Source organism: Paenibacillus sp. GD4 (assembly GCF_030846225.1).
Taxonomy (GTDB): Bacteria; Bacillota; Bacilli; order Paenibacillales; family NBRC-103111; genus Paenibacillus_G; species Paenibacillus_G silviterrae.
On the sequence record NZ_JAVCYK010000001.1, the window covers coordinates 1734760 to 1748506 of the forward strand.

At 56.5% G+C, this 13747-nt stretch carries 9 protein-coding genes; 1 reads left to right on the top strand and 8 read right to left on the bottom strand.

All coding sequences use genetic code 11. The annotated features are described in order from the left end of the window. Positions 1-36: 36 nt before the first annotated feature. The 6 genes from RAC89_RS08190 to RAC89_RS08215 all read right to left on the bottom strand — a co-directional run bounded on the left by RAC89_RS08190 (position 37) and on the right by RAC89_RS08215 (position 6924). Positions 37-1023, bottom strand: a complete 987-nt coding sequence (locus RAC89_RS08190; RefSeq protein WP_306612935.1) for a Gfo/Idh/MocA family protein — start codon at positions 1021-1023, stop codon at positions 37-39. Positions 1024-1636: 613 nt separating this feature from the next. Then, complete coding sequence (gene rocF / locus RAC89_RS08195; RefSeq protein WP_306612936.1) at positions 1637-2551, bottom strand: arginase; 915 nt, start codon at positions 2549-2551, stop codon at positions 1637-1639. Positions 2552-2567: 16 nt separating this feature from the next. Continuing rightward, the gene (locus RAC89_RS08200; RefSeq protein WP_306612937.1) at positions 2568-3497 is read right to left on the bottom strand and encodes a proline dehydrogenase family protein; all 930 of its coding nucleotides are present in this window, start codon (positions 3495-3497) and stop codon (positions 2568-2570) included. 47 nt (positions 3498-3544) lie between these two features. Beyond that, complete coding sequence (gene pruA, locus RAC89_RS08205; RefSeq protein ID WP_373429898.1) at positions 3545-5095, bottom strand: L-glutamate gamma-semialdehyde dehydrogenase; 1551 nt, start codon at positions 5093-5095, stop codon at positions 3545-3547. 41 nt (positions 5096-5136) lie between these two features. Beyond that, a complete protein-coding gene (locus tag RAC89_RS08210; protein WP_306612941.1) occupies positions 5137-6357 on the bottom strand; it encodes an ornithine--oxo-acid transaminase in 1221 nt (406 codons plus the stop codon). A gap of 96 nt (positions 6358-6453) precedes the next feature. Further along, entirely contained in the window at positions 6454-6924 is a 471-nt protein-coding gene (locus RAC89_RS08215) for a low molecular weight protein-tyrosine-phosphatase (RefSeq protein WP_306612943.1), read from the bottom strand. Positions 6925-7127: 203 nt separating this feature from the next. Here RAC89_RS08215 and RAC89_RS08220 point away from each other — a divergent pair, with 203 nt between their 5' ends. After that, positions 7128-7787 carry a hypothetical protein gene (locus RAC89_RS08220; protein WP_306612944.1) on the top strand — a complete coding sequence of 220 codons (660 nt, stop codon included), beginning with the start codon at positions 7128-7130 and terminating at the stop codon, positions 7785-7787. Positions 7788-7815: 28 nt separating this feature from the next. Here RAC89_RS08220 and RAC89_RS08225 read toward each other — a convergent pair whose 3' ends face one another. After that, complete coding sequence (locus RAC89_RS08225) at positions 7816-7905, bottom strand: YjcZ family sporulation protein (protein WP_306612945.1); 90 nt, start codon at positions 7903-7905, stop codon at positions 7816-7818. Positions 7906-8104: 199 nt separating this feature from the next. Continuing rightward, positions 8105-13636, bottom strand: a complete 5532-nt coding sequence (locus tag RAC89_RS08230) for a lamin tail domain-containing protein (protein WP_306612946.1) — start codon at positions 13634-13636, stop codon at positions 8105-8107. Positions 13637-13747 lie beyond the last annotated feature (111 nt).

Consider the following 13747-nt stretch of genomic DNA (forward strand, 5'->3'; position numbering starts at 1 on the left):
TCTTTTACGAAGAGGTCCGGACTTTTTTGTCAAAGTCTAGCGTGCGTCCGCAGGAAATACCAGCCCCATTTGCCTGCGTGCTTCATCCATCATTTCCATCGTAATCAACGAACTGGTATGGGAGTTCACTTGGGACTCCGTCCGCCCTTCGCCGATTAACCGGGCAAATTCAAGCGCCTCGTAATACATCGAATGATGCTCCACCGGCACGGTCAGCTCCTCCGCCCTGCCGTCACGATAGCGGATTTCCACCTTGTTCGGCTGATTGATCCGGTCGATCAGCATCGTGCCGTTCTCTCCTTGAATCTCGGCAGGGAGATACGAATGGCTGATCTTCGAATGCATAATCACGGCATCCATGTCCTTGTACTCAAGCAGCAGGCTCCCTTCGCCGTCCACGCCGGATTCCAGCAGCAGTCCGCTCGCCTTCACCGTCTCCGGTTTCCCGAACAGCACGGCAAGCGGGTACAGGCAGTAAATTCCGAGATCCATCAGCGAGCCGTTGGAGAACACCGGATTAAAGGCATTCAGCACGGTCCCCTGCTTGTAAGCATCGTACCGTGACGAATACTGGCAATAGCTTGCAAAATACCGCCTGATCCGGCCAAGCTTCGGCAGATGCTCGCGGATCGCCCCGAAGCCCGGCATCAGCGTGGACTTCATCGCTTCCATCAGCAGCACGCCGTTCTGTCGCGCCGCCGCTATCATCGCCTTGAGCTCGTCCGCATTCGAAGCGATAGGCTTCTCGCACAGCACGTGCTTCCCTTGCTTCATGCAGGCAACAGCCTGCTGAGCGTGGAAGGAATTCGGACTTGCTATATATACTGCATCAAAGTGCTCGCTCCGTACAAACCCGTCGAGATCTGAGTACAAGTGCTGCGCCCGGTGCTTCTCTGCAAATTCACGCGCCTTCTCCTCCGTACGGGAGTATACCGCTGTGAGCTCGAACCTTCCGGTTTCCTCCGCCGCCTTCACAAATTCTTCTGTAATCCAGTTCGTACCAATGACTGCCAAACGTATCACGATGACCCTCTCCATTCACGAATGTATGCTTTGCATCATTTTACCATACAATTGTGAACCGCTCATGTGAATGAAAAAACCAACCGGCCTTGGGGCGGTTGGTTTACGCAATGTTTATTAAATGTAAGCATACGCCGCGTTTCATTGCATTTTTGCCATTGCCGGTGCCGATTGGGGTGTCTTGCTCGCATGTAATCGCATCTGTGCAATTATTCCCACGCTTTCTTCTCTCCGCAGGCCGAATCCACCCGTTTATCGCATTTTTGCCATTGCCGGTGCCGATTGGGGTGTCTTGCGCGCATGTAATCGCATCTGTGCAATTATTCCCACGTTTTCTTCTCTCCGCAGGCCGAAACCTCCCGTTTATCGCATTTTTGCCATTGCCGGTGCCGATTGGGGTGTCTTGCTCGCATGTAATCGCATCTGTGCAATTATTCCCACGCTTTCTTCTCTCCGCAGGCCGAATCCACCCGTTTATCGCATTTTTGCCATTGCCGGCGCCGAATTGGGTGTCTTGCGCGCATGTAATTGCATTCGTGCGATTATTGCGCGCTCATGTCTCCAGGTTCATCCACATCCATGCCTTCAACGAAAAAAGGGAGCCCCCGGCTCCCTACAAAATCGTCTCGCCGAACAGCGAGCCGACCAGCTCCACCGCCACCTTCGCGGTGGAGTTCAAATGGTCGAGGATCGGATTGACCTCGACAAACTCCGCGCCGACGAGCACATTGGCCTCGGCGATCATCTCCATCGCCAGCTGGCTCTCGCGGAAGCTGAGCCCGCCCGGCACCGGAGTGCCGACGCCCGGGGCGAACGACGGGTCCAGCGCGTCCAGATCGAGGCTCAGGTGGACGCCGTCCGTTCCGTTCGTCACGATGCGCAGCGCCTGCTCCATCACGCGGGTCATGCCGATCCGGTCGATCTCGTGCATGGTGAACACCTTCACCCCGAGCTTCCGCAGGAACAGCTTCTCCCCCGGATCCAGCGACCGCGCCCCGATGATAACGACGCGAGACGGATCCATCGGCGATTTCATGTGACCGCCGATCGATGTCAGCAGCTCGTGTCCGTAGCCCATCGCAACCGCCAGCGCCATCCCGTGGATGTTGCCGGAGGGAGATGTCTCCGCCGTGTTGACATCGCCGTGCGTATCGTACCAGATGACGCCAAGCCGAGGGTAGTGCTGCGACAGCCCGGCCAGCGTGCCGATGGCAATGCTGTGGTCTCCCCCGATCACCAGCGGGAAGTTTTGTCCAGCTACGGTTTGCGATACGCGCTCGCACAGTTCTCCATTGACTCGGGCGATTTCGTATAAATATTTGAGGTTCGTACCCTGCGCCGGCTGAGACTTCGCTCTTCGGACGATCAAATCGCCCTCATCGCGTACCTGATACCCCAGCTCCGCAAGACGCTGCTCAAGTCCGGCACATCGGATCGCGCTCGGTCCCATATCTACGCCGCGGCGATCCGCGCCGAGGTCCATCGGAACGCCAAGAACGGTAACGCTTCGGTTCCGGCCTGGATTCATTGGTCCCCACCCCCTTCTATCTCCGCAGAAGTCCTTTGATCACAAACCACAGGTTGGCGGGCCTTTCCGCAATGCGGCGGGAGAAATACGGATACCACTGCTCTCCATAAGGGGTGTATACCCGAACGCGATAGCCCTTGGCGGCCAGCTCCAGCTGCAGCTGACCGGCGATGCCGTATAGCATTTGAAACTCGAAACGATCCGGCGCAACTCCTTTGTCCTTCGCATACCGGATCACTCGTTCGATCAGCTTGCGGTCATGCGTCGCTACCGCAACATACCTTTTGCGGTCGAGACACAGCCGCACCAGCTCAAAATAATTGTCGTCGACGTCCTTCTTGCTAGCATAGGCGATTTCCCGCGGCTCCTTGTAGGCCCCCTTCACAATGCGCAGATTCGCCCGCAGGGAGCTCAAGCAGTCCACATCCGCATAGGACCGGTAAAGATAGGATTGAATCACCGTTCCTACATGCTCCCTGCCGTACTCAGCCAGCAGCCGCGTGAACACCCGAAGCGTCGCATCCGTAAGCGAGGAATCCTCCATGTCGATCCGAACAAAGCCCCCGTATTGCCGCGCCCGCCCCACAATGACCTCCATCTGCTCTAGACATAACGATTCGTCGATCATGAGCCCCAGCTGCGACAGCTTGAGCGATACATTAGCCTGAAGCTTCAGCCGATCGAGCTCCTCCAGCATCCTTAGGATTTCTTCACGAACGACCGTGACCTGCTCCCGTTCATACACGCTCTCTCCAAGATAATCCAGCGTCGCCATCAGCCCTGCCTTGTTTAACCGCTGGACCTGCTCCAGTGCCTCTGCGAGCGTATTGCCCGCCACAAACCGCCGCACGCCCCAAGCCATCCCACGCTTCTCCATCCAGCCGCGAATGCGGGGATGACCTGCCACGGACAGTACCATTTGTCGATACAAAAGCTCGATTCCCATAAACGTCTGCCTCCTCGTGTGAAACAAACATGGGCTGCGGCGAGCGGCTATAAACGCTCAGCGATCAGCTTGGGTTGAGTGAATAACAGCAAATAGTCCGGACCGCCGGCCTTGGAATCGGTGCCCGACATGTTGAACCCGCCAAATGGATGGACGCCGACAGTAGCCCCTGTACATTTCCGATTGATATACAGATTTCCCACGTGAAAAGCGGCCTTCGCCCGTTCTATGTTCTCCCGGTTGTTCGTATACACGGCACCGGTAAGCCCGTAATCGGAGAAATTGGCGATCTGCAGCGCTTCTTCGAAGGAACCTGCGCTAGTGAACGCGAGCACCGGCCCGAAAATTTCCTCCTGCATCAGCCTAGCGCCCGGAGCCACATCGGCGAAAATGGTAGGTGCGATATAGTAGCCGATATCGTCCGCATAGGTCCCGCCGGTAAGTAATCGTCCTTCCTGCCGGCCTGCTTCGATATAGCCGACGATTTTGCGGTAAGCGGCCCGGTCGATCACCGGCCCAAGATCACTCGCCGCATCCGTCGCCGGCCCCAGCTTGAGCTGCTCCGACAGCACTCGGCACCGTTCCAACACTTCGTCGTACACCGCATGGTGAATAATAGCCCTGGAGCAGGCGGAGCATTTCTGCCCGGAGAAGCCGAAAGCGGAGGCGATGATCCCGGCCGAAGCCTCCTCAAGATCCGCGTCCTCGTCGACGATGATCGCGTCCTTGCCTCCAAGCTCCCCGACGTAACGCTTGAGCCATATTTGCCCCGGCTGTACCTCGGCCGACAGCTTATGCAGGTGCACACCGACTTCACGGGAGCCGGTGAACGAAACGAACCGCGTCAGCTTGTGCGCCACGAGATAATCCCCGATCTCTGCGCCGCTCCCCGGCAGAAATTGCACAACGCCATCCGGCAGCCCGGCCTCCGCCAGCAGGGACACGAACCTTGCGGCAATGATCGGCGTTTGGCTGGAGGGCTTCACCACCACCGTGTTCCCCGCTACCACTGCAGCAGTAGTCATGCCTACCAGAATCGCCAGCGGGAAGTTCCACGGCGGAATGACAATACCGACACCGAGCGGCAGGTACACGAGCTGGCTCCGTTCGCCCGGCACATGCACCAGCTTCGCCGCTCCTCTGCCGTCCAGCTCGAGCATTTGCCGCGCGTAATATTCCATGAAATCGATCGCTTCCGCCGTGTCCGCATCAGCCTCGACCCGGTTCTTGCCCGCCTCAAGCATCATCCAAGCGGAAAATTCATGCTTTCTCCTACGCAGGATAGCCGCCGCTTTGAAGAGAACATCCGCGCGCACCTCCGCTTTCACCTGCGACCAGGCTGCAAACGTGCGATGTGCCTCCTGTATCGCCTGCTCCGCAAGCGCCAAGTTCGCCTTAGCTGCGCGGCCCACGACCTCCGAATGCCGGGAGGGGTTGCGCGATACGATCCATTCCCCCGTCTCGCAGGCTCGGCCACCGAGCACAATCGGATAGTCCCGACCGAGCTGAGCTTGCACTCCCGCCAGCGCCTTGGCAAGCGCCTCCTCCTCCCGTGCGGCTTTAAAATTCGTTAGCGGTTCCGGACGATAATCGATCATAAGCATAGTCCCTCCGTCTCTGTATGCCTTTTGCCTCGCTATCACCATACCGGTTGTTCAGAGAGCACTTCTACAATGCGTTCCAAAGCAAAATCCAGCTCCTGCTTCGTGATGATGAGCGGCGGTGCTAACCGGATGATCGTGTCATGCGTTTCCTTGCAGAGAAGCCCTTGCTGCATCAGCTTCTCGCAAAACGGTCTCGCCGGGCGATCCAGCTCGATTCCGACAAACAATCCCCGTCCCCTGATGTCCTTGACCCAAGGCAGTCCGGCTACTCCTTTTGCCTGCAGCTGAGCTAACAAATAAGCACCTAGCGTACGGGAGTTCTGAGGGAGCTTTTCATCCTCCAGCACTTCCAGGGAAGCTAGGGCAACGGCACAGGCAAGGGGATTGCCTCCGAACGTGGAGCCGTGCGACCCCGGATCGAACACCTGCAGAACGTCATGATCTGCAGCGACCATCGACACCGGCAGCACACCGCCACCGAGCGATTTGCCGAGAATGTACATGTCGGGCACCACCTGCTCATGGTCACAGGCAAAGAGAGCCCCGGTTCGGCCCAGGCCGGTCTGAATTTCATCGGCGATAAGCAAGATGCCGTTATCCCGGCAAATGCGGGATACATCTTTCAAGTAACCGTCGGGGGGGAGCACGATGCCCGCCTCCCCTTGCACCGGCTCGACCAGAAATGCTGCTGTGTGTGGAGTGATGGCTTGCCGCAGCGCCTCCGCATCCCCATAGGGAACAGCGGTGAAGCCGGGCGTGAACGGCCCAAAGCCGTCCTGGTAGGAAGAATTCGTGGAAAATGAGGTAATGGTAGTGGTGCGTCCGTGAAAGTTGTTCTCACATACGATGATCTGAGCTTGATCCTTCGGTACGCCTTTCTTTCGATAGGCCCAGCGCCGAGCTGCCTTGATCGCCGTCTCAACAGCTTCGGCACCGGTATTCATGGGGAGAAAGTGCGTTTTGCCGGTCAGTTTATGAAGCTTCTCATAAAGCTCTCCTAAATATTCATTATGAAAGGCGCGGGAAGTTAATGTCACCTTAGCCGCCTGCCGGGCTAAAGCATCGATAATTTTCGGATGCCGATGGCCGTGATTCAGCGCGGAATAGGAGCTGAGGAAATCCATATACCGTTTCCCTTCCAGATCCTCCACCCACACCCCCTCTGCCTTGGCAATGACTAGCGGCAGCGGATGATAATTGTGTGCGCCGTACTGCTGCGTTTGCCGAATCACGTCTTTTGAGGATTTTTGGCTCATGCCCCCGGCCCCCTTTGATCGATCGGTACGCTTGTTGAATTTTCAGATTTTTTCGACTATTTATAATTTCATTATATTCGCTGCAAGCTGACATGGCTACACCTTTTCTCGTTCGCGAATATAGCTGAGCAGCGTATCACACGCCTCATCGACCAGCTTGTATACCTCCTCGAAGTTGCCGGTATAGTACGGATCGGGAACATCCGTGACACCCGCATTGGGAGCCCAATCCAGCAGCTTCCTCACTTCCGCCCCGTGTCCGGAAGGAGCAATTGCCTCCAGATTCCTCACATTGCTGCTGTCCATCGCGATGATGTACTGATAATCCCGAAAGTCCTCGGCACCTACCTGACGCGCCTTCATCCCCGTCGTGTCGATACCGTATTGCTTCAGAATCCTCCTTGTCCCCTCATGCGGCGGCTTGCCGATATGCCAGCTCCCTGTCCCCGCAGAATCGATCCGGATGCGATCTTCCAGCCCCGCCTCCCGGACCTTCTTACGAAACACCGCCTCCGCCATTGGTGAACGGCAAATGTTGCCTAGGCATACGAATAGGATGTTGATCATGCGATATCATGGCCTCCTGGTTTATTGATTGTTGTATTGCTACTAATTTAGAATAAAAACAAACAAACTTCCAGAGGAGACGATGCAGTATGGGACTTACTTCACACCGTCGGCGGTATATTCGTCCGTATGTTTCTCGTTGGTTGATCCTATCGGCCGCCTGTTGCTTTCTCTGTATGGTGTGCTTGCTTGTCCTAATACGGATGACTCCCGCCGCTGAGAACCGGGTGATTGCCCTCACCTTCCGGCCTTATGAAGCATCTGTGCCCCAAGCCGTTACGCCGGTTGCTTCAGCGGATTCTCTTATGTTCCTTTCCGAAACACCTATTGCTACAGGAAAAATGATCCTCTTCAAAAAACAGAACGATACTGAGCCATGGGTATACGCAGGCTTTCAGTCCGAAGGAGATCCCGTTCTGTATGATGTCGGACCGGTTTCTTACGGGGACCTTGCCAGCTCCCCTGTAGACGTCACTTCAAGCGGCGCTCTGGGAAAGAGTACCATACGGCTGACCGGTGCCTGCGGTGCAAACTGCCCCCTAACCCGTTATCTAACTGTAGAGCACCATATCCCAAGCGTATGGCTGAACCTCGAAGCCCACGCCGTGGAAACGGATCTGGACGGCGATGGCGTTGCAGAGCTTGTCACCTCTGTAGGGACGCTTGCGGAGACGAGCATACTTCGCATGGAACAGGGCCAGCTTCTTGTCGCATCGCTAAACCGGGAACTGGACGCTATGGCGGTAACCTTTATGCCGGAAACGCAAGTTTTTGCTGTTGATTACCTATCCCGTGAGAAGAAGCCTGAGATCTTTCGATACGAAAACGGTCGTCTCCGTTATATCCGAAATTACCTTATGTAAAACGGCAGCCTTCCGGCTGCCTTTTTCATTACACAAGAATCGTGCGAGTGATGATTACCAAAAGTATGAACAGAACCAGGATCGCCCCTGTCGATGTCCAGCCGCCTACGTGTGTCATGCTATCGTCCTCCCTTTTTTTGTTTGTACCTTACGCTATATCCTATGCCTAGCGGGAGGTTTTGGGATGGGTGGATATCCCGTCCGCCCGAATATGTGCAGGGGCCTATTGTCTGTTCGCGAGGCCTTGCGAGCTTATCCCCAAGACTCAGATTCGTGCATGAAAAAACGGCCCCGAAGGGCCGCTCAAGCAATCTGCCTTATTTAAACAACGCGTTGAAAATGGCCTGCGAACTCTCGGCACGGGTAGCTACTGCCGACGGGTCGAAGCGGTCTCCGTCCTTCCCGCTGAGTAAGCCCGCCTGACGCGCTTTGGCTACCGCCTCGGACGCCCAGCCGGAGAGGCTCGACGCGTCCTGGAACAATCCGGCGTCCCCGGGCTCCAGGTTGCCTACACTCTTCTCCCATGCGCGTACCAGCAGCACGGCCATCTGCTCGCGGGTGACCGGCTCATTCGGCGCGAAGCGACCGGCTTCGACGCCTTCAATCAGTCCGCTGGCCGCAGCGGCCTGAATAGCTCCGCTGTACCATGCATCGCCGCTTACGTCCGTGAAGCTGCTTGTTCCTTGCGCAGTAAGGCCGAAGGCACGTACGAGCAGCGCCGTGAATTCCGCCCGGGTCACCGGCGCATTCGGTGCGAACGCATCCTGGGAAACCCCTTGGACCACATGCTTGGCTGCCAATACCTTCAAGGCCTCGTTAGCCCAGTGTCCGTCCTGAACGTCGGTGTACGACTTGTTGAATTCAAGCACGGCATAGGTTCCCGCTGCATTCAGCTCAGCCGTTAATACGTTGTCCTTCACGTTGCCGCCCACATAGACAGCCGAGCCGTCCGGCTGGATCGCATACAGTCCTAACAGGCGCGAATCACCCTGGCTTTCCACGGGAACGCTAACCTTTGCCGGTCGATCGAGCGGCTTCAAGGCTGTTTTCGTACCATCCTCTTGGGCAAAAGATAAGCCGAAGGTAAAGGCTTTTGCCGCAGGCTTCATCTCCTTAGAGAGAGCCGGGGCATCCGTAGGCTTGAGCTCAATATGCAGCTTGGTCACCGCCGTTCCTTCTGCTGCATCCTTTAATGAAGCTGCAGGCAGTGTCAACCGTGTATTCCCCTGCTCCACAACGAGCGGGGTCGTGCTTAGCTGCTGCAAAATGTCCCGGGTAATAGCCAGTTCAGTTTGCCGCTCGTCCAGCTTGACCGCGATAACACCCGCTTCCGGCTTCAACGCCTCCGCCGTAAGCACCTGCTGCGCAGGCTGGCTTGGAGCGGTCAGGGCAGCCGGGCCGACTGCGCCGCTGTTGCCAGGCACCATGCTGCCGCTGTCATCGCCGCCTCCGGCTTCCTCCGGGCTCACAATCACCTTGAGCTCCAGCGTATATCCTTCAAACGTAACGAGCAGTATGCCCGCACCCGGCTTCTTGGCGCGAACCAGTCCCGTGCCGCTCACTTCAAGCGAGCCCGAGCCTTCCTTAACGGCGTAAGCCGCCTGAGCCGTGGCATCTCCCTCGAAGCCGCCGTTATATACAGCCTTCACGGCCAGCTGATAGGTCGTGCCTTCCGTCATCCGGCCGTTTTCCGGCAGCACGACGCGAATGGCATCCGGCTTAGCCACCTGAACGGAAGCCGTCAGTACACTGGTTCCGGACTGCGCCGTAATGGTGGCCGTCCCGGACTTCAATCCCTTCACGCGTCCGTCTGCCGTTACCTGTACAACGGACGGATCGCTGCTGGTCCATGTATAAGCTAAGGTCACGTTCTCGGCATCGCGCTTGCCTCTGTCAGCCAGGACGGTCGCCTGCGCTTCCGCGCCGACGTTCAGCTCGGCCGGAATTCCCTGCAGGGTACGGCTGTCATAAGCGCGCATCATGGCCAGATCCAGGCGAAGCAAGCGATCCATGGAGTAAGAGGACATGTGCCTCATGTGGTTAGCTCCGGACTCAAAGTTCACATACAGCTGATCTCTTCCATCCTCTGTCCGGATAAACAGGTTCTCCGAGCCCGTCGGAACGTCGATGGAGCCGGTAAAGTTCTGTGCGTCCAGCATCCATACCGGGACATTCACTCCCCCAAGGGCTACCTCCGTCTGCTTCGAAGCAAGTTCATTCAATTTCGGCATCGCATAACGCAAAATTCGATTATACGGACGACCGTGATTGTACGTTAGCAGGACTTCATCTCCGTGGAATTCTACACCTTGGATTTTATCCCCGATACTCATGATGTAGGTCGGTACGGCCTTATTCACTTTCTCTTCCAGCACCGTCGGTGTGTTTGCAGGCAGCAGATCGTCTTGCCCTAGCGGATACCCTGCAATCCAGGCCAAATGCGCCTCCCCTTGACGGTTGTCCAGCTTATGCTCAGGATTCGTCGTGTAGGAAGGCGGGTTGCTATACTCTCCCACCCACAGAATTCCGTCATGATATGCGGCAAAAGAAGAATTCGTCACGACATCGAACGCATCGGCGAAGGTAGCGAAGCCCCCGTCCTGGGCATCGATTAGTGCCTGAATCGGCAGTCGGTGCATCTTTTTCCCGGAGGAAAGCCATACGTTCTCCTTGCTTACCGCTACACCGCCGGCATGGCCTATGTAGACGGAGCCGTCGGCATTTTTCAGATGAACATATTTCACCAGCTCTCCTGTCTTCGCATCGACAACCGCCATTGTACTCGGGTCCCCCGAGAAGTGGTAGGCTGCCATGAGAATCCATTCGCGGGTATCGTCCTTATAGTAGGACATTCCCTGCGGAACATGGCCCTGGACCAGTCCCGGAATGATCGGGCCTTTCCCGCCGACATCCCATGCGGCTTGATATCTTGATTCGGTAAGCGCATTGGCAGGGCTTGACTGCCGTTCCTCCTGCGTCATGATGGCGTAGGTCGGCTTGGCCGATGCGGTCACCCGCTGCGACTCGTTGCCGGATGTATCGATTGCGCTCAGCTCGAAGCTGACGGTCATGGCGCCATTCAGCCCCGGCACACGATAGGAGGACGCAGTTGATGGAAGCGTCAGCTCCAGCTGTCCGTTCATGTAGACACGATATCCGGCCACATCGGCGTCAGGACTCGGCTGCCAGCTGAGGGTCGCTTCGCCTGCTCCGGCTACCGCCTGGAAGCCCTGAGGAGCAGCAGGCGCCGTCTTGTCATCGGAGGTTACCCGCGGGATCTGCGCCGTAGTTACGGTTCCCGGCGTTCCCGTTTCAATCGTTGCATACGTCCGCATGTCCTTGCCCCCGAACATAGGGTAGGCGAAGGAAATGCCCTTTTTCTCTTGGAATTGGCCTGCCTTATATTGGGCTGTCACCACTACCGTTCCATCCGGCTCCACGATGTCGATAATGCCGCCGCTGTTATTCAGTCCGGCTGCACCGTCGGCCAGAACGATCTCCGTTTCCGGAACGTATTTGGCTTCCTGGAATCCGTTGTAGAAGAAGTTAAAGCCATCCGGCTTCAGGTAGCCCAGCCCATTCGGACGCACCCAGAAGACCACCGTCTGCTTCGGCTTGATCACCGTAGACTGGCTAAAGGTCCAGGACCAGCTCTTCGTAGCATCGTCCGGCTGGGTGAATCGAACGGTTTTGCCGTTCATATCGATCGGCTGCGAGCTCTGGTTATACAGCTCGATATATTCATATGCATCGTAAACATCGCGTGCTTCCAACGGCTCCGTGTTCCACGTATCCGGCACGACCTCGGTAATCATCAGCGCCGGAAGCGAATCCATGGTAGGCGTGACCGTGACCGGTGCGGTACGAGCAGATTCGCGGCCTGCCGTATCCACTGTCGATAGCTGAACCGATACGGCTTTCCCGTTGTCCAGCCCCTCGATGACCGCTTCCGTCTCCGGCATCAGCAGCTTGGCGCGCTCGCTGCCGTCAACATACACTTTCACGTAAGCGACATCCGTCTCCAGTGCATCGCTCCAAGCAGCCTTCACGCCGCCGACTCCCGCGATTACCTGTACGCCCGAAGGAGCCGCAGGCGGGGCCAGGTCGAAGGGATCCGCCGCCTTCTGAACCGGATAGAGGTAACCCGGATTCGCCGGCTTGGAGAAGCGCTCCGCCGATACGACGCCGTTATTGCGGTCCGGCACGAAGTTGGCGGTGATGCTCTCTCCGACGTCCTCCGGCTGGTAGGTCGTGTCCGTCAGCACGATATTGTCCGGGTCTAACAGTTGCACACGCCGTGCAGCGGTATTGGACATGCCGCCGTTGACGACGAAGTGGAGCTGCTCTTCGGTGATGCTCGTCCCATACGCAGTATTGAATTCGGATAGGCCCAAATGCTGTAGAGCGGTATTTTTAAACCAGATGATGAAAGTTCCCTGCGGTGCAATGACCTTGTCCTGTTCAATGAGATAAGGATAAATGGTCGAACCTGCGATATATTTCAACGTAAAGCCCTTCAGGTTTAACGGGGCATCCGTCGTATTATGCAGCTCGATGAATTCAAAGGCATCCGTCCCGCCTGTTTTGTAGTCCGAGTTCTTCGTGTTCGGGGCCATTTCCGTAACCAGAACCGCCGGCGCTGCCTGCGGCTTCGCTGTAACGACAGACGGTAATGTAGAGGTTTGACCCAGCTCGTTGACGGTATAAACGGAGAAGGTCACGGTTTGTCCGTTCGGCAGGCCTGAAGCGGTATAGGTATTGCTAGCCGTCAGATTTTCCAGCAATGCACCATTCTTGAACACGCGGTAGCCCGCCACTCCAAGCTCCGTGGATGCATCCCAGCTCAGACGAACCGCTCCGTCGCGGGGCAAAGCCCGTAAGCCGATCGGCGCCGAAGGGATTGCCGGAGGAATGCCCGGCTTCGCCGTTACCACCGCGGAGGCGGGAGATACGTTGCCGTCGGCGTAAACCGATGAGAGAGAGAACGAATACGGGGTACCGTTCGTCAAGTTCGTAAAGGTATGCGAATAGGTCGACCCGCTCACCGTTACCGGCCCAAGGCCGTCTCGGGAATAAATGCGATAACCGCTTACGTTCGGGTCGCTGACAGGCGGCCACGAGAGTGTAAGGCTTCGATCCGCCCCGTCGATGGTCAGTCCGGAAGGTCTTGTACCCGCTACTTCCTCGGAGATAAGAGTCCCCGGCGTGGCCGTTTTATTGCCGCCGTTATGGATCATGGCCAAACCGGAAGCAGGCTGTTTAAAAGATATCCCGTTATTTTTGAAGGTATCATCAATTCCGTTCACATAATAGGTTGCATTAACCATCACTTGATCCTGAGGACTTACTAGGGATACGACAATATCCTTATCGGTGGAGGTTCCGTTGTATAGTCCGGAAACATTCGGCAGCACTATCATTTGGTCATCACTGAGCTCGGCTGCAGTCACCCCGTAATTCGCTCTGAATTTATCCTTGGTTGCCAACGGTGAAGACGAGATCGCTTTCAATTGCGTCCAGATCAGAATGGTTCCTCGCGGAGGAACCATAACCGCCCCCGGCAGAACGCTCTCCCATTTAAATGTAGCTCCATTGTTGGTAGCGACACGAATTTTATGTCCTGTCAAATCCATGACTTGATCCGTCGCATTGTAAAGCTCGATATACTCATAGCCGTCGTTGGTGTCTATGTTCTCTGAGTCCGGTACGAGCTCCGTAATCAAAATAGACGGTGCCTGAGCATTCGCTCTAACCTCCTGCGCAGGTAACAATCCGTTCGCTGCCGACGCCGCGAGCATGGAAATGGCTAACGAGCGGGCAACAGCTTGTTTCAGCTTGCGTTTCATCATATTCCTCCTCCAGTATGAGCTCATGGCTTCCTTTCCTTCTTGCAAACGCAAAAAAGGAGACAAATAAAAAAACTCAGGACTCCGCCTGCAGCAACGTAAGCATCGCATTCC

What these genes read in the sequence shown, in the direction of transcription:
- rocF (WP_306612936.1), bottom strand. Translation starts at nt 2,551, where the DNA reads ATGAATCCAGGCCGGAACCGAAGCGTTACCGTTCTTGGCGTTCCGATG.
- RAC89_RS08200 (WP_306612937.1), bottom strand. Translation starts at nt 3,497, where the DNA reads ATGGGAATCGAGCTTTTGTATCGACAAATGGTACTGTCCGTGGCAGGT.
- pruA (WP_373429898.1), bottom strand. Translation starts at nt 5,095, where the DNA reads ATGATCGATTATCGTCCGGAACCGCTAACGAATTTTAAAGCCGCACGG.
- RAC89_RS08210 (WP_306612941.1), bottom strand. Translation starts at nt 6,357, where the DNA reads ATGAGCCAAAAATCCTCAAAAGACGTGATTCGGCAAACGCAGCAGTAC.
- RAC89_RS08215 (WP_306612943.1), bottom strand. Translation starts at nt 6,924, where the DNA reads ATGATCAACATCCTATTCGTATGCCTAGGCAACATTTGCCGTTCACCA.
- RAC89_RS08220 (WP_306612944.1), top strand. Translation starts at nt 7,128, where the DNA reads ATGACTCCCGCCGCTGAGAACCGGGTGATTGCCCTCACCTTCCGGCCT.
- RAC89_RS08225 (WP_306612945.1), bottom strand. Translation starts at nt 7,905, where the DNA reads ATGACACACGTAGGCGGCTGGACATCGACAGGGGCGATCCTGGTTCTG.
- RAC89_RS08230 (WP_306612946.1), bottom strand. Translation starts at nt 13,636, where the DNA reads ATGATGAAACGCAAGCTGAAACAAGCTGTTGCCCGCTCGTTAGCCATT.